At 49.5% G+C, this 19,008-nt stretch carries 14 protein-coding genes; 7 read left to right on the top strand and 7 right to left on the bottom strand.

Annotation, left to right across the window (positions count from 1 at the left end; all coding sequences use genetic code 11):
• Nucleotides 1-72: 72 nt before the first annotated feature.
• The 5 genes from ACYVGR_RS05730 to ACYVGR_RS05710 all read right to left on the bottom strand — a co-directional run bounded on the left by ACYVGR_RS05730 (nt 73) and on the right by ACYVGR_RS05710 (nt 6,511).
• A complete protein-coding gene (locus ACYVGR_RS05730) occupies nt 73-2,268 on the bottom strand; it encodes a PepSY domain-containing protein (RefSeq protein ID WP_460954457.1) in 2,196 nt (731 codons plus the stop codon).
• Between the two features lie 114 nt (nt 2,269-2,382).
• Entirely contained in the window at nt 2,383-2,886 is a 504-nt protein-coding gene (locus tag ACYVGR_RS05725) for a DUF2271 domain-containing protein (protein ID WP_460954455.1), read from the bottom strand.
• 4 nt (nt 2,887-2,890) lie between these two features.
• Nucleotides 2,891-4,375 carry an ankyrin repeat domain-containing protein gene (locus ACYVGR_RS05720; RefSeq protein WP_460954453.1) on the bottom strand — a complete coding sequence of 495 codons (1,485 nt, stop codon included), beginning with the start codon at nt 4,373-4,375 and terminating at the stop codon, nt 2,891-2,893.
• Nucleotides 4,376-4,773: 398 nt separating this feature from the next.
• Nucleotides 4,774-5,481: a LytR/AlgR family response regulator transcription factor gene (locus ACYVGR_RS05715; protein ID WP_460954451.1), complete on the bottom strand. Its 708-nt coding sequence runs from the start codon at nt 5,479-5,481 to the stop codon at nt 4,774-4,776.
• Nucleotides 5,450-6,511 (bottom strand): sensor histidine kinase, encoded by a 1,062-nt coding sequence (locus tag ACYVGR_RS05710; protein ID WP_460954449.1) that lies wholly within the window; start codon nt 6,509-6,511, stop codon nt 5,450-5,452. The genes ACYVGR_RS05715 and ACYVGR_RS05710 overlap by 32 nt, the downstream gene beginning before the upstream one ends.
• A gap of 280 nt (nt 6,512-6,791) precedes the next feature.
• Here ACYVGR_RS05710 and ACYVGR_RS05705 point away from each other — a divergent pair, with 280 nt between their 5' ends.
• The 3 genes from ACYVGR_RS05705 to ACYVGR_RS05695 all read left to right on the top strand — a co-directional run bounded on the left by ACYVGR_RS05705 (nt 6,792) and on the right by ACYVGR_RS05695 (nt 12,656).
• Complete coding sequence (locus ACYVGR_RS05705) at nt 6,792-7,964, top strand: efflux RND transporter periplasmic adaptor subunit (protein WP_460954447.1); 1,173 nt, start codon at nt 6,792-6,794, stop codon at nt 7,962-7,964.
• A 64-nt stretch (nt 7,965-8,028) separates the two neighbouring features.
• Nucleotides 8,029-11,226 (top strand): efflux RND transporter permease subunit, encoded by a 3,198-nt coding sequence (locus tag ACYVGR_RS05700; RefSeq protein ID WP_460954445.1) that lies wholly within the window; start codon nt 8,029-8,031, stop codon nt 11,224-11,226.
• A gap of 2 nt (nt 11,227-11,228) precedes the next feature.
• Complete coding sequence (locus ACYVGR_RS05695; RefSeq protein ID WP_460954443.1) at nt 11,229-12,656, top strand: efflux transporter outer membrane subunit; 1,428 nt, start codon at nt 11,229-11,231, stop codon at nt 12,654-12,656.
• A 318-nt stretch (nt 12,657-12,974) separates the two neighbouring features.
• On the opposite strand, the gene ACYVGR_RS05690 is transcribed toward ACYVGR_RS05695, so the two are convergent.
• Together ACYVGR_RS05690 and ACYVGR_RS05685 are read right to left on the bottom strand one after the other, a co-directional pair.
• A complete protein-coding gene (locus tag ACYVGR_RS05690; RefSeq protein WP_460954441.1) occupies nt 12,975-14,519 on the bottom strand; it encodes an FAD-dependent monooxygenase in 1,545 nt (514 codons plus the stop codon).
• A 51-nt stretch (nt 14,520-14,570) separates the two neighbouring features.
• Nucleotides 14,571-15,389, bottom strand: coding sequence for a helix-turn-helix domain-containing protein (locus ACYVGR_RS05685; protein ID WP_460954439.1), 819 nt, complete (start codon nt 15,387-15,389; stop codon nt 14,571-14,573).
• A gap of 479 nt (nt 15,390-15,868) precedes the next feature.
• On the opposite strand from ACYVGR_RS05685, the gene ACYVGR_RS05680 reads away from it, so the two are divergent.
• The 4 genes from ACYVGR_RS05680 (at nt 15,869) to ACYVGR_RS05665 (ending at nt 18,996) form a co-directional block, all read left to right on the top strand.
• Nucleotides 15,869-16,543 carry a response regulator transcription factor gene (locus tag ACYVGR_RS05680; protein ID WP_460954437.1) on the top strand — a complete coding sequence of 225 codons (675 nt, stop codon included), beginning with the start codon at nt 15,869-15,871 and terminating at the stop codon, nt 16,541-16,543.
• A 2-nt stretch (nt 16,544-16,545) separates the two neighbouring features.
• The gene (locus tag ACYVGR_RS05675) at nt 16,546-17,934 is read left to right on the top strand and encodes a sensor histidine kinase (RefSeq protein WP_460954435.1); all 1,389 of its coding nucleotides are present in this window, start codon (nt 16,546-16,548) and stop codon (nt 17,932-17,934) included.
• Between the two features lie 139 nt (nt 17,935-18,073).
• Nucleotides 18,074-18,697 (top strand): hypothetical protein, encoded by a 624-nt coding sequence (locus ACYVGR_RS05670; RefSeq protein ID WP_460954433.1) that lies wholly within the window; start codon nt 18,074-18,076, stop codon nt 18,695-18,697.
• Complete coding sequence (locus ACYVGR_RS05665; RefSeq protein WP_460954431.1) at nt 18,694-18,996, top strand: winged helix-turn-helix domain-containing protein; 303 nt, start codon at nt 18,694-18,696, stop codon at nt 18,994-18,996. The genes ACYVGR_RS05670 and ACYVGR_RS05665 overlap by 4 nt, the downstream gene beginning before the upstream one ends.
• The last annotated feature ends 12 nt before the right edge of the window (nt 18,997-19,008 follow it).

Genomic DNA, 19,008 nt, shown 5'->3' with positions numbered 1-19,008 from the left:
TGATTAGAGTTTTCTTGGTGTCATTATGTTCTTGGTGTCAGTTTTGAGAAACTGACACCACCACATGCCAACTCAATAACAGTCCATCAAGATCTGGCTGTGCGATTGATACACACTGACGCTTTGTCCCAGTTTGGCTTGGCAGATAGATTCGAGCAGCTCAAGGACATCCTTTTGCATCGCCAGCGATCCGCAGATCATTAGTACCCCTTTCATAAGTAACGTATTGGCAATGAAGTCCGCATCGTTGGTGAGGAGATCGCTGACGTACTGCTTTTCGTTCTCCCGTGAATAAGCCACGTGCAGCTTGGTGAGCTTTTGAGTCGACTGGCTTTCCGCCAAAAACGCCTGATAAAGTCCAAACGATGCACTTTGCCGAAAGCCACAGTACAGATGACAGGGAATCTGCTGTTTATTCTGGCTGATCATACCCAAAAACGGGGCAATCCCAGTACCATTCGCAATCATAACGACAATCGGGGCTTTTGCTGGGAAATGAAAATGATCGTTATTGACAAGGCGTGCCTGAACGGTTTCGCCCGGTGCTAACGCATGCAGGAAGCCGGAACCCAATCCGCCCGGATGCAATCGGACACTTAGCTGAATCGCTTGATCGACTATCCCGATTGAATACAATCGCTCCCGATGGTCGTTGCCGGGGTAGATCGCCAGCAAATCGCCTGACGTCACACTCTGGCGAGATTTAGGCTGCAATTGAAGCAGAAACGTGCCATCGGGTTCAGACGTTCGGGTATTGTTGACGACGGTTAGCGTATCCAAACGACGGGTTGGGGCTTTCAGTAAGTCGGACGAAACGCTGATAGGAATGTTTGCCTGTTGCGACCAGGCTTCGGCCCATAAGCCAAACTCGTCCAGCGCTTTGTCGTTCACCGTATGGATATCCACCAGCGGAACCGCCCAGGTCTGCCGGGCCAGCAATTGGTTTACCTCGAAAGCAAACTTGCAGAAATCGGGATAGGCATGCGACCCAAAGCCCAGCACCGAATAACGGACTGGCTGTTTCTGAGAGTATTTTTCAATCAATGCCGTTAATTTCTGGGCATTGGTCGGGGCATCACCGAGTCCGTAGGTAGCCGTCAGTACAATTAAATGATCGGCGTTTGGATACAGCGTGTAGTTGTTGAGTTCGGTCAGGAACGATTTCTCGCCCTGTTTAAGTAACTGCTGATGAATGATCTGGGCAAATCGGTACGTACTGCCATTCTCAGAACCCACCAGAATAATAAATCGGCTCTCGTTGGCGGTGTACTTGTTCCTGACGCGATTAGCCAGCCGTTTCCAGGTGATTGCAAAGCCAGAATAAATGAAAAAGAGGATGTTGCCGGAGGCAATGGCCAGAATAATAGCCCAAATGCTACTCCCTCGACCGGTGTGTAAATCCAGACTCAGGTTAGTGAGCAAGACGGTCATTGGGTACTTAGTCTCGCTGAGAATATCGCCGGTAATCTGATTGACGGTCAGCTCACGGTCGTTGAGTTTCAACGTGTAAAACTCTTCGGGGTCTTCTGAAAATGGAAATTCAATGCTTTGAACATCGGCCAATCGCGTGTTCTTAAACACGTCAAAATCGGCCAGTTTTCGTGCTGGCTTTGATTGGATGGCATCGAAATCAATGTTGGTAGAAATCTTTTTCGTTCCGATTAAGTCGAACCGGGCTAGCGAAAGATAGGTGCCCGATAAGGCAATAATGAAAATTGGAATCAACGACAGGCGACCTAATACAACGTGGTAATACTGGGCAAAATTGTCGCGCACAATGCGGGTGAAGAACCGTTTGATACCCCGCTGTCGCTGAATAATCAGCATGGTGCCGGAAACCGTAATAAGCAGTAATAGAAACGCCGTTAATCCGATAAAAAATCGACCCGCTTCGTGCAGAAATAACGAACGATGCAGCGCCGTGACCCACTCGAAAAATTCACTCTGTTTAGTCGGTACGCCCAGCGATTTGCCCGTTTGCGGATCAACGTAAACCGTCAGGTTTTTGCCGTCGGCATCACTACCCTTGATCTGTACAAACTGGTTGGCATCGATACTCAACTCACTGATTTCGGGATAACTTTTTTTGAGAACCGGCAGGGTTTGCGCCAGCGTAAGTTGATTGAAATTGTCGACACGATACGGTTGAAGTTTCTGCGATATAGGTTCGAAGGCCAGAATAATACCTGTAATCGAGGCTAGTGTCAATAAAAGAAAAGAAGATACAGCCAGGGCTAAGTGGCTGTATCTCCAAACAGAAATGGTCATAAATCAGGTTGCTGTTAAGTAGGGCAACGTGGGGGATTAATGAATAATGTAAAATGAATAACGAACAGTCATTGATTGACCATAATTCATTTTACATTATCCATTACCATCGTCTCAATTGCTCGCATTAGGGCTGAAACGCACGTAGCGAATGTAGCCCGTTCCTTCACTCTTGGCCGAAAGAGCCTCCGTTGTGAGCGGAATTTCCAGGTCTTTTACGTAGTAAGGTTTGTCTTCCACACCACTTTCAAACCGTAGCTTGTAATCCTTGTCAATTTTCGCGCTTTCGAGTTCCAGTACGGTAACGCTCCGGTCACCGCCCGCCACTGAGGCTCCAGTTATGGCGCTGATGTCGGTTTTTTTCTTGGCGTAAGCCTTATACCATTCTTTTATGTCGGGATACCATTTTTTATTAGAACCGAGCACGTACAAGGTTTTGTCGTACCCGCCTTTCCCATTGATGAGCGATACCACGATATAAGCGCCTTCGCCCATGTAGTTGGTCATCTGGATCATGCACTTATACTTCACGGTGCCAGCTTGTTGCGCTACCGATGCGGATGGCTTAGCCAGGGTAAGGGCCAGTGCCAATACGCCAATTTTATATAAACAGGACATCGTCTTATTTCAGGAAGTTAACAGATATATTGTTTTTCGTTAGCGATTCATTCTCGCTCGCCAGATCGAAAGCAGTCTCTTTAAAGTTGGTCGAAATGTCTTTCTTTGCGCCAATCGACAGCAGATATTTCAGCAGGGCATCATCTTTCGAAATCATTGCTGCTCTGTGTAGGGCGGTCAGACCTTCTTTGTTTTTGCTATTCACATCAATCTGAAGGGGTGCCAGCCGTTGTACTAACGGAAGGTCATTTTTGGCGACGGCCAAATGGTAAAGGGTATTCCCGTTTTGTTGGGGCGCTTTAATATCCAGTCCTTTGCCCTGAAGCTCTTTTAGTTTGGCATCAAAATCAGCTCCTGCCTGGGGTCCACTGTTGGGTCGGTAAGATTGCACCAGATAAGCAACAACGTTGTCGCCTTTTTTATCGGTTACCGCAACGTCGGCGCCTTTGCTCAGTAGATAACCCACAACTTCGGGCGAGTTACTTTGAACCGCCATCGCCAGAGCCGTGGTGCCTTTTTGATTGCCCTGATTGATGTTTTTTACCTTGGGTTGTAACAACTCCAGCACCGCAATATCCCGATTGGAAGCGGCCGCATTCATAAATACTGTATTTCCGTCTTCGTCGGCCTGATTGACATCGACACCTTTATCCAGAAAATACTGGATAAGCTCATTCTGCTTGGGTCTACGGGCAATGGCGTGCAGTACATTTTCGCCACTCTTGCTGGTGACAGTCGGTTTGATACCCAGGCTTTCGAGGTACTGAAACACTTCGATCGGGGCAACTCCCTGACGTCCACCCTGACTGGCCATAATCATAGCCGTTGCATTCACGGGTACGCCCCGTTGTTGAAGCGCTTTGAGGGTGTTGATATTGCCGCTTCGGGCTGCATAGCTAAAAGCGTTGTTTCCAGCGGCATCCGTGCTTTTCAAATCCAGTCCTTTCGAGACAAAATAGTCCGTTAGTTTGAGGTCTTTGTCGTTGGCAATCGCGAGCAACAGCGCGTTAGCACCCTCATGATTCAGGTCTTTTTTTAGATTGGCTCCATTTTGCAGACATAAGTCATATACCTGCGTATTGGGTTGACCGCTCCCGGCGGCAAAATTCAGCGGAGTAGCCCCGTGACTGTCTACCAGGTTCGCTTTGGAGCCTTTGGCGATCAGGTATTCCATAATCTCCACATTGCCCCGTAAAGCTGCCCAGTGCAGGTAGATACGACCGTCGTGGGTAAGCTTGGCAACATCGTTTCCGGGTTGCGACAATAAGTATTTAATAGTCTCGTTGGGCGCCTGAGCGTTGATGGCCAGCACAACGGGGTCAAAGCTATTTGGGTTGAATTGAGAAGGACTATTCCCTTTCTCTACTTCGGCTTTAACCTGGTTGGCATCCGGCTTGTTTTGCCAGAACGATTGGTCAAGCAGCACATTTTTCTGGGCTTGGGCAGACAACGAAACACCCACCAAAATGGCGATAACTAATTTCTTCATGCGAATATATTCGAGTTGAAAGGCTGATTCAATGCATTTAAGCCGTTCTTAGGCCTAAACGGGCTGCAAATTAATAAGATTGAATCTAAATAACGTGAATTATGGAGGATTTACGAATAGAATTATACTAGTTTTTTGTCATCCCGACGCCAGGAGGGATCTTCGGCAACTGGTTATTTACCGAAGATCCCTCCTGGCGTCGGGATGACAAAAAACAATATTATAATTGGGTGATAATCAGTAAATAATTTCAGAATTTATCCATTATTCACGTTAAATAAGGCTGTTGTGTTGCTACTAAATTTGGCAGGGAGGGGAAGATTAGGCATCGGGTTATACGCCGGAGTACTACCGCTTGGGCGGCCTCGACCGGCGATAACCCGATTACCTATCAATGATTACCGTAACCGCTCGACCAATTCCCGGCGATAAGTGGACCCAATAGGCAGGGGAGCTTCGTCTATAAAGACTTCGTTGCCACTCAGTCGTTTGATTTTAGCCAATGCGACCAGATACGATTTGTGAATTCGGATAAATTGGTCGGAGGGAAGTCGCTGTTCCAGTTCCGTCATGGTCATGGAAGTCAGGTAAACCTGCTGGCTTGTAAATAGCTTCACGTAATTCCCCCAGCTCTGTCCGTACAGTAAATCCTCGTAGGCAATCCGAACCCAATCGCCATCGACTTTGACCACGAACGATGTGCTGGCTGAAGGCGCTAAAGTTACTCGCGGAGTTTCTTCTTCAGGTTGCGCAACCACCACTTTATCAATAGCTTTCAGGAACCGAGCAAACTCAATAGGCTTTAATAGATAATCGACTACGTTGTAATTGTAGCTTTCCAAAGCAAACTCCGAATAGGCCGTTGTCAGAATAACCTTGGGCGGATGAGTGAGCGTTTCCAGCATCTGAAGCCCGTTCATTTGGGGCATGTTGATGTCCAGAAATAACAGATCGACGGGTTGGCGATGCAGAAAATTGATGGCTTCCAGGGCATGATAACAATCGCCAACCAGTTCCAGTCGATCTACCTGCTCAATGTAATGTTGTAGTACGTAATGAGCGGCTACTTCATCATCAATAAGCAGGCACCGCAAGGGGTTGGGCATGGTGTAAAGGCGTTAACTGAACAACCAATTCGGTTTTATACAAGCCCGCAGATTGATCAACCCGGAGCTGGTGTTTGCCAGAATACAGAATTTCCAGTCGCTGGCGTGTATTCTGTAAGCCTAAACCTGTTGAAGAAACAGGGACCTTGTGGCCAGGCATAGAGTTTTCAATGCGTAGGGTTAACGCATCACCGTCCAGCGTCAGCGAAATGTAAACAAAGCATCCCTGAATATCACTCGTGCCGTGTTTAAACGCATTCTCAACCAACGGGATGAGAAGTAGCGGAGCTAACTGGTAGCCTTGCAGGACGCAGGGATCGGTTGGATAACTATACTCGATCTGGCATCGATTGCCCACGCGTTCCTGCTCCAGCGTTACGTAGCTAGTAATAAACTCGATTTCCTGCTGGAGAAGTACCCACGACCGACGACTACTATCAACCTGGTACCGCATCAGCTTCGAGAGTTGCATGATCAGATTAGGCATCCGGTTAGGTTGATGCAGGCTGATGCCGTACAGATTGTTGAGTGTGTTAAAAAAGAAATGCGGATTAAGCTGAGCGTGTAGGAACTTCATTTGTACTTCCTGAAGCAGCAGTTGATCGGCATTCTGCTTTTCCTGCTGTTCATAAAAGCGCCGGATCAGAAAAAGTGCCATGATCGCAATCAGACTGACCGTGCAGGTTGCCAGGTGGAAAAGACCCATTTCCCGCCAGTCGTGGGTACTGAAAAACTCGGGACATATCCAGAAATCAGCCCAATACACAACCAGGCTGCCTACCAATAGCGCAATACTCGTCAGGATTACGTAGCGCTTGATATGCTGGCTAAACAGCAACGGAAAGAGAAAAAAGCGGTGAAACTGCGCTTGGCTGTATAGAATTAGAAAATTGACGAGCGCCCGCCAAAAATCGTCCCAGGTAGTCAGGCGGTTCCAGGCGTTGAGCGACATGAGCACAAACAATACAATAAAGAACAGGCTCTCTCGTACCCACGCTTTTCGCTCGCCAATCCAGTTTGGTACATGCATAGTTTTCTCAAAATCTCTGCAAAGCAACCCAATGTATTCCTACTTTCCAACCTAAAATGACCAACTCAATACGTCATCAAAAAGGCTATGTTTATCATTTTTTTAAGAATTGGGCGAATCTCCAAAACGTACTTTGTAACGCACTTTCGGCTTTTATTCGTGTAGGAACGGTCCAGCTTTCAAATAGGATTGCCGTGTTTATTTTTAATTAATTTTTAATGAAGCCGGAATAGAACGGCCCGAATTGCTGTTCCTTTTTAACTACTGTTGTTACAACCTCATGTTATTCGTCAATACCGCATACAAGTCAGGTACGCTTTCTTTGGCCTTTTTTCTCATACTGAGTCACTTTGGCTGCACTTCATCAACCAACGAAACCACAACTGCTACCGAAGTTCCCACGTTGCCCGTTGTTCAGGTCAAAACGGCCTCTGTTACGACCTATCAGGAGTTTCCGGCCACGCTGGAAGGCCGGGTCAACGTCGATATTCGGCCACAGGTGGAAGGCTATCTGGAAAAAATTTATGTCGATGAAGGGGCTGCTGTTCGTAAAGGGCAACCCTTATTTCGCATCGATACGCGTACCTATCAGGAGCAGGTCGGTAACGCCAGTGCCAGTCTGTTGGGAGCAAAAGCCAATTTGGATAAGGCCGCGCTGGAGGTTGCCCGACTGACGCCGTTGGTCGAAAATAACGTCGTTTCGGATGTGCAGTTGAAAGCAGCTCAATCGGCTTACGCGGCTGCCAAAGCTAACGTCGAACAGGCGCGTTCAATCGTAGGAAATGCCAACGTTAATCTGAACCGGACGCTTATCACGGCTCCGGCAAGCGGGTTTATTGGTCGATTGCCCTACAAGGTGGGGAGTCTGGTTGGTCGTACCGAACTTCAACCCTTGACGACGCTTTCGGATGTACATGAGGTATTTGCCTACTTCTCGATGAGTGAAGTCGATTTCCTGCATTTCACGGAGCAGTCATCGGGCAATAGTATCGCTGATAAAATCAAAAAACTACCTCCCGTCGATTTAGTGCTGGCCGATGGAAAAGCCTATGTCCAGAAAGGCCGGATTGAACTGGTGTCGGGGCAATTCGATAAAACGATGGGCTCTATCAGCTTCCGCGCCGTTTTTCCGAATGCGCAGGGGCTTTTACGCTCCGGGATTACCGGACGCGTGCGGATTCCTGAAGCACACCCGTCGGCAGTGGTCGTTCCGCAGGAAGCTACGTTCGAACGGCAGGATCGTGTATTCGTCTATGCCCTGGCCGACAGCAATAAAGTGGTGAGCAGGCCGCTTCAGATTGCAGGTAAGAGCGGCAACTTTTACCTGATCACGAAGGGTATTCAACCGGGCGAACGCATCGTTCGGGAAGGCCTCGACCGACTCCGCGACGGCGACGTAATTACTCCGCGACTGATTGCCGCCGATAGCCTGACGGTTTCTTCTGTGCAATAAGATTTTTAGTCTGTATTCATCGTTTCAACCCTGCTTACTGGCTTGAGACGCTTCTGATTATTTTATGTTTAAAGTATTCATCGAACGCCCGGTACTCGCCACGGTTATTTCTATCCTGCTGGTTATTCTGGGTGTCATTTCACTGGTTTCGCTGCCCGTTACGCAGTTTCCCGAAATTGCTCCGCCCAGCGTGCAGGTTGCGGCATCGTACCCCGGCGCCAACGCTGAGGTGGTGGCTCGTTCGGTAGCCACGCCACTCGAAGAAGCCATTAACGGGGTCGAAAATATGACCTACATGACTTCCTCGTCGGGCAACGATGGGTCGGTGGCGATCAATATTTATTTCAAACTCGGCACCAACCCTGATCTAGCCGCTGTGAATGTACAGAACCGGGTTGCCAAAGCAACAAGCCTGTTGCCTACCGAAGTGGTTCAGGCGGGGATTTCGACACAGAAACAGCAGAACAGTATGATCATGATCCTCAACCTGAACAGCGATGAGGATGTGTATGACGAAACCTTTTTGCAGAACTACGCCAAAATCAACCTGATTCCAGAGTTGCAGCGGGTGAATGGGGTAGGGCAGGTGATGGTCTTTGGTGTAAAGGATTACTCGATGCGAATCTGGCTGAAACCGGATCGACTGGTAGCACTGGGCCTGTCCCCGCAGGAGGTAATGAATGCGATTCGTGAGCAGAATCTGGAAGCGGCACCCGGTAAAATTGGGGAGAAAAGTCAGGAAGCGTTTGAGTACGTGATCAAATACAAGGGCAAACTCAACCAGCCGGAGCAATACGAAAACATCATTCTGAAAGCCAATACCGACGGCTCAACCATTCAGCTCAAGGACGTAGCGCGGATTGAGTTTGGTTCGTTTACCTACAGTGGCGACACTCGCGTAAACGGTCGGCCCAGCGTTGGAATTGCGGTTAACCAGATGGCGGGCTCGAATGCCAACGACATTCAGGTGGCCATTCTGTCGATTATGGATAAGGCCAAAGGGGCGTTTCCGAAGGGCATTAATTACACCATCGGCTACAGCACCAAAACCTTCCTCGATGAATCCATCGACCAGGTTACCCACACACTGATCGAAGCCTTTATTCTGGTATTTATCGTGGTATTCCTGTTTTTACAGGACTTCCGCTCTACGCTCATTCCGGCCATTGCGGTTCCCGTTGCCATTATCGGTACATTCTTTTTCATGCAGTTGTTCGGCTTTACGATCAATCTATTAACGCTTTTCGCGCTCGTATTGGCCATCGGGATTGTCGTCGACGATGCCATTGTGGTGGTCGAAGCTGTTCACGCCAAGATGGAGAAAAGTCGACAGTCGGCGCGGTCGGCGACGATCCAGTCCATGCAGGAAATTTCAGGCGCTATCATTTCCATTACGTTGGTCATGGCGGCTGTGTTCGTGCCAGTAGGGTTCATGAACGGTCCGGCGGGGGTTTTCTACCAACAGTTCGCGTTCACGCTGGCCATTGCCATCCTGATTTCGGCGGTTAACGCATTGACGCTGAGTCCGGCCCTTTGTGCGTTGTTGTTGAAAAATCCGCATCACGACGGCGGACCGGCAGATAAGGCCCACGCGAAGAAAGGTTTTCTGAATCGTTTCTTCGATGCGTTTAATGCGGGCTTTACTTCGCTGACGAACAAGTATGTGGGAAGCCTTCGATTCCTGATTCGCAACAAATGGGTTGGGTTGAGTGGGCTGGCGTTGGTCACGGCTGTCACGGTTTTTCTGATGCGCACGACGCCAACGGGCTTTATTCCGTCAGAGGATCAGGGCTTTATCGCCTATTCGCTGAAACTTCCAGCAGGTGCGTCGTTGAAGCGTACTCAGAAAGTAGCCGATAAGATTGAAGGCATTCTGCACAAAACCCAGGCTGTTGAGCAGCATATCGAAATCAGCGGGTTCAACATGATTGCCAATTCATCGAGTCCGTCTTATGCGGCTGGTTTTGTCAAGATGAAACCATATGCTGATCGGGGGGCTGTGAAAGACCTGCAACAGGTGGTCGATTCGGTTAGTAAGCAGGTAGCTGGCGTTGAAGAAGGACGGGTTGATGTATTTACGATGCCAACCGTTCCGGGATTCAGTAACGTCGATGGGTTCGAATTGCTGTTGCAGGATCGGACGGGTGGAAAGCTTGATAAACTGAGTGCCACAGCGAACACCCTGATTGAAGAGCTACAGAAACGCCCAGAAATTGCAGCTGCCTTTACGACCTTCGATACCGAAACACCTCAGTTTGAGCTGGAGCTGGACGTGAAAAAAGCGAAGCAACTCGGCGTTTCGACCAGCGATATTCTGCAAACGATGCAGGTCTATTACGGCAGTACGTTTGCATCGGACTTCAACCGCTTCGGTAAATTCTACCGCGTGATTGCCCAGGCCGACGCGCCGTATCGGGCTGACTCCGAATCGCTAAAGAGCATTTACGTCAAAAATGCGACGGGTCAAATGGTGCCGATAACGACGTTCGTTTCGTTGAAACGCGTCTACGGACCGGAAGCCATCACGCGTAATAACCTCTTTACGTCGGTAGCCATTAACGGTCAAGCCAAACCGGGTTATAGTACGGGCGACGCCATCCGGGCAGTAGAGGAAGTGGCCAAGAAAAAACTGCCTGTTGGCTACACTTACGAATGGACCGGCATGACGCGGGAAGAGATCGCGGCTGGTAGTCAGTCGAGTCTGATTTTCGCCCTTAGTCTGGTATTTGTGTACTTCCTGTTGTCGGCTCAATACGAAAGTTACGTATTGCCGTGGGCAGTACTATTGTCTATTCCCACAGGGATTCTGGGCGTTTTTCTGTTCATCAATCTGGCGGGCATCGACAATAACATCTACGTGCAGGTCGGACTGATCATGCTCATCGGCTTGCTGGCTAAGAACGCCATCCTGATTGTCGAGTTCGCCATTCAGCGACGACAGGCGGGTATGGGACTGCTGGCGTCGGCCTTAGACGCGGCCAAACTGCGACTTCGCCCAATTCTGATGACGTCGTTTGCCTTCATTGTGGGGTTGGTGCCGCTCATGAGCGCTACGGGAGCATCGGCCAAAGGGAATCACTCGATTAGTATCGGTACGGCAGGTGGTATGCTGACCGGCGTACTGCTGGGGCTGTTCATCGTTCCAGTGCTATTTGTCATTTTTCAGGGAATTCAGGAGAAAATCAAGCGGCCCAAAACCGCTGAAGAACGGAAAGCACTGGCCGAAGAAGCGTTTGCCAGCAATCCGATAACGCGTAATTAATCATGTCAGGACCTTATTTTTTGTCGTCTCGCCTTTCGCTAGGCATACTTTCACTTATCCTATTAGTTTCAGGTTGTAAAGTTGGACAAAACTATCAGCGCCCAACGGTGCAGATGCCTGAGCAGTTCAGTCAACGTAATGGAACGGATACACTCAACGTAGCGCAAGTTCCGTGGCGGCAGTTTTTTCGGGATACCGAATTGCAGAATCTGATTGGAACGGCGCTGGCGAATAACTTCGATTTGCAGGTAGCCATCAAACGGATTGAGGAAAATCAGGCCTATGTTCGGCAGACGCGCTATGCACTATTGCCCGCTGTGAATGCACAAATGGCGGCTTCAACCGTGACGCCTTCCCGCAATAGTTTGAATGGGTTGAGTCTGGAAAACTTCATCGGTACCCGACATCTGGAAGATTATTCGGCAAACCTGTCACTCTCCTGGGAGGTGGACATCTGGGGGCGTATCCGTCGGCAGAATGAGGCTACACTGGCCACGTTTCTCCAGGCCGATGAAGCCGCCAAAGCTGTTCGAACAAATCTGGTTTCTAACGTGGCAACGAGTTATTTTAATGTCTTGTTGCTCGATGCCCAACTGGATATTGCCAAACGGAATGTAGCCTTAGGTGACTCTATTGTGCGGCTGGTCCGGTTTCAGAAACAGTCGGGCGATGTGACAGAACTGGCTGTTCAACAAGCCGAAGCGCAACGTCAGAATGCCGATTTGTTACGTTCTCAACTGGAACAGGCGCTGGTCATCGAACAGAATGGTATCCGGCAATTACTGGGTGACTGGCCGGGAGCGATTGCCCGTAGCAACCGACTCTCCACGTACCCCGTTGCCGACACGTTGCTTACGGGTGTGCCCGCCCAATTGCTGGCTAACCGGCCCGATGTACGGGCAAGTGAGCTGGTGCTGGTGGCAGCCAATGCACGTGCGGGCGTGGCCGAAGCTAATCGGTATCCTGCGTTGACCATAACGGGAAGTGTTGGTTTGAACTCTTTTCAGGCTGGTAACTGGTTTGCCTTACCGAATTCCTTGTTTTATAATCTGGCGGCTGGTTTGGTACAGCCTATTTTTCAGCGTGGACAACTCAAAACACAGCTCGAAGTGGCTCAGATTCAGCGCGAATCGGCGCAAATTCAGTTTCGACAGAGTTTGAATAATGCCGTGAAGGAAGTGTCGAATGCCTTAGTCCGAAATGAAAAATTGCATGAACAGGAACGGATTGCCCGAACCCGTGCCCAGACCTTACAAGGCGCTATCAATAATGCTAAACTTCTGTTTAAGAGCGGAATGGCCACCTATCTGGAAGTGATCACCGCACAAAGCAACGCGCTTCAGGCAGAATTGGCGTTGGCCGATATCAAACGACAACGGTTAGGCGCGATGGTTGAGGTTTATCGATCGCTGGGCGGGGGCTGGCGGTAATGAAAATTATCAGCAAGCGGTGCCACGGTTATTTACATCGTGGCACCGCTTGCTGATTTTGCCCCGTTAGGGGCTTACCAGCGTAGCGTCGGTAGCTAAGTTAAAAGGCAGTAGTCTTTCTCCAGCGTGCCGTAGGTACGCAACTGATTATAGATCGCGTACCTACGGCACGCCAAATGGATCGTGAAATTACTTTTTCTACCGCACCGGCGGCCCGGCGACGCTGCGCTGTTTTATCCCTACAGGATGAATTGCCCGATTCTCAACGTCAATAGGTTATTCTAGACAGGGGCGAATGATTCATAATCCATGTTCTGTTTACCGAACAAACCAGCGAACAGCCGCTTTCGAGAGTTCACTGAAATCAGGATCGCTATCAGAAGCCCAGGCGATAATGCCATCCGGACGTATCAGAACAGCACTCAAACCTAACTGTTCGTTCGCCCGGCCTGAAACATACTTGATTTGCCCGTGGTATTCACTTGCCCAGGTTTTGAGGGAATCATTCGGGCCAAAATCAAGCAATACACCCTGACCATCGTGCATGTGTTCACCAATCGTCGTACCATCGTCGAACGCAAAATTAGGAACGCTATGGCCTACCAGCGGGTGGGCATCACCGAGGTCGTAGTGCGTGAAAATGCCCCACACCCGTCCTGCAAAGTAGGTAGCGCCATCACGCGTATTCAGAAGGTCGCGGAAAATAGCATTGAGCGCACGGGCTTGCGGGCTTAAGTTCATGATCGCAACCTGAGCCCGCGACCAATCCAGAACCTGTGCGCCAATGGGATGTCGTTCAGTAAAGTAACTGTCCAGCAAGCCTTCGGGCGCTTTAGTGTGGATAGTGGCAGCGAGCTTCCAGCCCAGGTTCATGGCATCGCCCAGCCCAAGATTGAGGCCCTGACCTCCCAACGGCGCGTGAATGTGGGCCGCATCACCCGCCAAAAGGACTCGGCCATTACGATAGGTTGTAGCCTGCCTTGCCCGATCGGTCCAGGTGGTGGCTGTATGCAGGGCGGTGACCGTAACGTCGGTGTTCGAAACGCGACGTAGTACCTCCTGCACGTGTTCACGCGTGATTGGCTGCTCTGAGCCATGAAAAGCTCCACCATCAAAATCCTGAATCATGAGATAACCCGGCTGAGATTGTAAATACATGCCCGTTGGGGTCATGTTCCGGCCCGGTTTTAATTTCTCCGGATCAGCAATGTCGACTAGCGTCGTATAGCCCGTAAATTCCGGCTCCGTCCCCGCGAAGTCAAAGCGTCCCGCCTTCCGAACAACACTCCGGCTTCCATCGCAGCCCACGAGCCATTTAGTCCGAAACGATTGATCGCCTGCCAAAACAGTTACCGTTTCGTCGGTTTGATGAAAGCCCGTAACGCCAAGCCCACGCTGGATGTCTACTCCCAGCGTTGCTGCCCGGTGAGCTAGAATCGTTTCAAGCTCCGCTATTTCCGAAATCAAACTGGTGTCGGTCGAGCTGGGCAGGCGATCCGTCCACTGAGATGTATCTATATCACCCTCATGAAAGGGAATGCCCGCAAAGTGCCCTACCTGACGACGGGCTCCTTGCCCGGCATGTTGATGGGGATTTTTAAGCCGTTTGTGTATCTCAAGTTGATCGAGTAACCCACGACGGTAAAGTGATTCAATAGTTGGCGCCGAGAGCCCACGTATGCCGAAGGGGAGTTGTTTTAGGGGTGAGTTGGGGTTCTCCGTTTTTTCCAGGATGAGAACCGAACAGTTGGCCAGAGCCAGTTCACAAGCAAGAAATAGCCCAACAGGGCCTGCACCAGAAATGATTACGTCGTAAGTAGGTTGATTGGGTTCGGATAGTTTGTTGTTTAGTGGGGTTTTCATAAAAATTGCGTTTAGCATGATTACGACGCAAAATTCTGGAACACCCCTGGGTTAGGCTTGTATAAATGCGACAAAATCGGCGCTAACAAGCTGTTTGCCTTGCCTGGCTTTTCGGGCAAATGCTGCTGGGGTAGCACCACTATACCGTTTGAATTCTTTGCTGAGGTGAGCCTGATCGGTGTAGCCCATCTCATGCGCTAAACCGGCTAAGTTGGCATCGGGGTGCAGCCATAAGTGGTTTCGTACCTGCTCAAAACGCATCAGTCCCGACACGTCTTTGACCGTATGACCCGACGATTGCTTAAACTTCCGTTCCAACGTTCGAACCGTTGCGTGCGCAGCCTCAGCCACCTGACTTACGGGCATATTGCCGCTGGCTGCCCGCATAGCCGCTCCGGCTTTGAATAGCATACTGTCTGTGGAAACGCCCATTCTTGCCTGTAGAAAATACTGCTTCACCTGATCCAGCGCTTCGGCTATCTTACCCGCCTGAATCGACTCCGCTAAACCCGGTTGAAGCTGAGCAATCGGATGCTCAAATAGGTGAAGGCTAACTTTAGCAGATGGCAGCCCGAGTAAATCGAATACTGTCCAGGGAAAGCATCGGACTCCAATAATCTCTAAGCGGTTTTCGGTGTAAAAGACCGCTGGCTGATTGAGGAGCCCGATCAAAAACGGAGATGGCAATGGTTGCAGGGTTCCATCATTAGACATAAAATGTAGACTTCCAAAGTAAAAAATGATTTCGGCATAGCCATCCGGTTGGACCTCAAAATCAAATTTCAATTCGCCTGAATCCCGTCGGTTGTACCAAAAGCACTTTATGGTATCCTGTAATGCTGGTGGAGCGTCAAATTCCTGGTGCTGCATGCTGAAAGATAAGGGATTCGGGCTGTTCGTTCAAACAAAGGGCTTTCTAAGGAAAATTCAATAACACCAATAGGAGTGCGTTGACGTGATTGATGTGGTGTCGGTTTTGGGAAACCGACACCACATCCTCGGTCTGTGTGTAGGTCTACTGTATATACACATCTTTTCAAGATGTTTAAAACTCCGTTAGGAGTGGCCTGTTAATAGAAAACACAGGATTGAGCATAACCTGAAGCGCCGTAGGTGCGACCTATATGGACCTAATTAGGTCGCACCTACGGCGCTTCAGGTTCATACTAAGCGACAATATCTATTGACAGGACGCCCTTACCGGGCTGATTCGACTAGACCTGAGCTGTGTATATACTCTAGGTGAGGACACAGAACGAGGATACGATAAAGAACTGATCGGGAAAAATGATCCTAATCAAACACAATCGCGTTTGGCGCAGTATACTTGCAGGTAGCTTCTCGAAAATATGAAGATATTACTGGTTGAAGACGAAGTAAGTCTGGCGTCGTTTATTCGCAAAGGTGTGGAGAGTGAAGGTTATGAGATAGACCTTGCCTACGATGGGTTGATGGGGCAGCGTCTGGCCGATAATAATACCTACGATGTGATGGTGCTGGACGTTAATCTGCCGAAAATCAATGGATTCGATTTGTGCCGACACATCAAACAGGAATCGCCCCGGCAACCAGTGATGCTGTTGACCGCGCTGGATAGTTTGCCCGATAAAGAAAGTGGATTTGGAGCAGGGGCTGACGATTACCTGGTAAAGCCCTTTCAGTTTCGGGAACTGATGCTGCGCATTAAAGCCCTGGCCCGACGGAACAGCGACTACACAGGACTCAAGCGCGTTTTGCGCGTGGCCGATCTGGAACTGGACACCGAAGCCCACTGTGTTACCCGAGCCGGACAACGAATTGAGCTGACCGCCCGCGAGTACGCCTTACTGGAATACCTGATGATTAATCAGGGGCGAACCGTGAGCCGGGTCGATATTGCGGAGAAAGTGTGGGATTTGCATTTTGATACCAATACCAATGTGATTGATGTGTATGTCAATTACTTACGCAAAAAGATCGACAAAGATTTTAGCCCGAAACTGTTGCACACAGTAGTAGGCATGGGCTACGTTTTACGGGGCTGACTATGCAGATCAAGCACAAACTGATTCTGTGGTTTTCATCGCTGGTGGCCACAATTCTATTGGTTTTTTCGGTCTATGTGTATAGCACGTACACCAGTTTCCGGCAACGTTCCATTGAAGATCGACTTGAACGGAAAGCCCGCGTAACAGAGCAGTTATTAACCCTGAAAGGAGCCGTGGCAGGCAGTGTTATAACCTCCATGCCCGAGCAGGTCGAATTTGTCTATTCGCCGACCGATAGCCTCATCTATAAAAGCCAACAGGCCAATGATTTCGTATCGGGGCCTGCGTTTCGAAAACGGGTTCGCCGGGAACGCATGGTGCATTTTCAGTATGAGAGCAAGGGACATATTTACCCAAAAGATGGCGTCGCCTTGACCTATGCTGGCTTATCGCCCTCGCCAGATGGGAAAGAATTTGTGGCCATCGTTACCGCTTATGATCAGGACGGGTATCAACGCCAGCGAGAGTTGCGCGATCTGTTTATCGTGGGTAATGCGGTGTCCATTGGTCTGGTTATTTTGCTCGGTTATTTTTTCTCCCGTCAGGCGCTTAAACCGCTTAATAGCCTGATTGATCAAATTAACACCCCCGAAGCCAGTACGCTGCCGTTTCGGTTACGGGCCGATAATATGCAGGACGAAGTGGGCGTATTGGCGCAGGCGTTTAATGACTTACTGACCCGTCAGGAGCGCCTGGTCGATAATCAACGCTCGTTTATTGCCCAAGCTTCGCACGAACTTCGAACGCCACTGACAACCATCAAAGGCTGGCTGGAAACATCGATGCTCTACGACACAGACGTCGATAGTCTTAAACGGGGCATGACACAAGCTGTAACGGAGTTGGATAAACTAACGGCATTGGCCAATGGCTTGTTACAACTGGCCCGAATCGATGGCGTCGATGCCCAGCTAGATCGGCAACCCCTCGAACTGGTTGACATTGTGCTGGATGCGGCCGATACCATCGGTCAACAGCGGGAGGGACAATCGTTATCCGTTCAGTTGAGCGATGGTATTCTCGAACAGGCCACGCCAGTCAAGATTTTCGGGAATGCCTATTTATTCAAAACTGCCTTGCTGAATCTGCTGGATAATGCCGCTAAATATTCGAACGGGCAACCTGTTACGTTGTGTCTGGAAATGGATACCGAAGAACGAGCCCGTATTCGGATCGAAGACCGGGGCATCGGGCTGGCTCCGGGCGAAGAAGAGCGCGTTTTCATGCCGCTGGTACGGGGTTCTAATGTACAAACAATTGGCGGGTTCGGTATTGGCCTGACGTTAGCGCACCGAATCGTTACCTTGCACCACGGACAACTTCAGCTACGTCCACGTCCGGGTGGAGGAACCATTACGGAAATTACCTTGCCTTTGCAACAGGATTGATGAGTCGCTCAATCTGAAATTTTACGCCCTTAGTTCCATATCTATATTCGTTCCTGGCTGACTACTAGCAAAATAAATTCGGATAAGGCTTGCACAACTGATTTTTCTATTATTACTTTGAATTTCAAAGTGCTTTTAAATGAAAGAAGAGCAAGATTACGTTCAGGATATAGCCCAGATACGTTCTATCATGGAGCGATCGTCCAAATTTCTCTCGCTTGCTGGTTGGGCGGGTATTATGGCGGGCGTGTATGCGTTGGCTGGTGCCTATATCGCGTATGCCGTTTTTAACTTTAACCCAGACCAGCTCATTTACGACACCAAGTCGGCGAGTGAAGCGGCCAGCTTACCGAAAATTGTGTTGTTAGCCCTTGTTGTCCTGATTCTGGCTATCGGTACCGCCATTCTGCTTTCCAGCCGAAAGGCGAGTAAACGAGGGGAGAAGCTCTGGAATGCGCTGGTGAAGCGGCTTTTGATCAATATGTCGGTGCCACTCATTGTTGGGGGGCTTCTGATCCTGATCGTAATGGCTAACGGATTGATTGGCTGGATGGCTCCATTTGCCCTGTTATTTTATGGGATAGCTTTGTACAACGCCAGTCAGTTTACGTATGAGGAAATCAGGAGCTTAGGATTCATCCAGATTGGGCTGGGGCTGTTTAGCGCCTATTTTGTCGAGTACGGAGTGCTATGCTGGGCGTTAGGGTTTGGGGTAGCCCATAGTATGTATGGTGTTTATATGCATTACAGGTACGAGCGGTGAAGATATCCATCAATGGTTTACACAAGGCATTTGAAAGCAGAATCAAGCTTGGCATTATGGCGGCCCTGGCTGTTAACAAGACGCTTGATTTCAATTCGCTGAAGGACTTTCTGGACGTGACCGACGGCAATCTGGCCAGCCACCTGAAAGCGTTGGAAAAAGAAGAGTTTATCCAAGTAGAAAAGTCATTTGTTGACCGGAAATCGAACACAAGCTATGCCGCTACCGAACTGGGCCGGACAGCCTTTAGTGACCATTTGAATGCCCTGGAAAAGTTAATTAAGGGCGTTAGCGAGTAAACGTAGTTCTCT

This window comes from Spirosoma litoris (assembly GCF_054776755.1).
Note: the sequence above shows the minus strand (reverse complement) of the source record. Positions and strands in the feature narration are given on the sequence as shown.

Bases quoted from the DNA above. Each gene is read 5' to 3' on its own strand.
- ACYVGR_RS05715 (WP_460954451.1), bottom strand. From the start codon at position 5,481: ATGCCCAACCCCTTGCGGTGCCTGCTTATTGATGATGAAGTAGCCGCT.
- ACYVGR_RS05725 (WP_460954455.1), bottom strand. From the start codon at position 2,886: ATGTCCTGTTTATATAAAATTGGCGTATTGGCACTGGCCCTTACCCTG.
- ACYVGR_RS05700 (WP_460954445.1), top strand. From the start codon at position 8,029: ATGTTTAAAGTATTCATCGAACGCCCGGTACTCGCCACGGTTATTTCT.
- ACYVGR_RS05690 (WP_460954441.1), bottom strand. From the start codon at position 14,519: ATGAAAACCCCACTAAACAACAAACTATCCGAACCCAATCAACCTACT.
- ACYVGR_RS05710 (WP_460954449.1), bottom strand. From the start codon at position 6,511: ATGCATGTACCAAACTGGATTGGCGAGCGAAAAGCGTGGGTACGAGAG.
- ACYVGR_RS05720 (WP_460954453.1), bottom strand. From the start codon at position 4,375: ATGAAGAAATTAGTTATCGCCATTTTGGTGGGTGTTTCGTTGTCTGCC.
- ACYVGR_RS05680 (WP_460954437.1), top strand. From the start codon at position 15,869: ATGAAGATATTACTGGTTGAAGACGAAGTAAGTCTGGCGTCGTTTATT.
- ACYVGR_RS05685 (WP_460954439.1), bottom strand. From the start codon at position 15,389: ATGCAGCACCAGGAATTTGACGCTCCACCAGCATTACAGGATACCATA.
- ACYVGR_RS05730 (WP_460954457.1), bottom strand. From the start codon at position 2,268: ATGACCATTTCTGTTTGGAGATACAGCCACTTAGCCCTGGCTGTATCT.
- ACYVGR_RS05675 (WP_460954435.1), top strand. From the start codon at position 16,546: ATGCAGATCAAGCACAAACTGATTCTGTGGTTTTCATCGCTGGTGGCC.
- ACYVGR_RS05670 (WP_460954433.1), top strand. From the start codon at position 18,074: ATGAAAGAAGAGCAAGATTACGTTCAGGATATAGCCCAGATACGTTCT.
- ACYVGR_RS05695 (WP_460954443.1), top strand. From the start codon at position 11,229: ATGTCAGGACCTTATTTTTTGTCGTCTCGCCTTTCGCTAGGCATACTT.
- ACYVGR_RS05705 (WP_460954447.1), top strand. From the start codon at position 6,792: ATGTTATTCGTCAATACCGCATACAAGTCAGGTACGCTTTCTTTGGCC.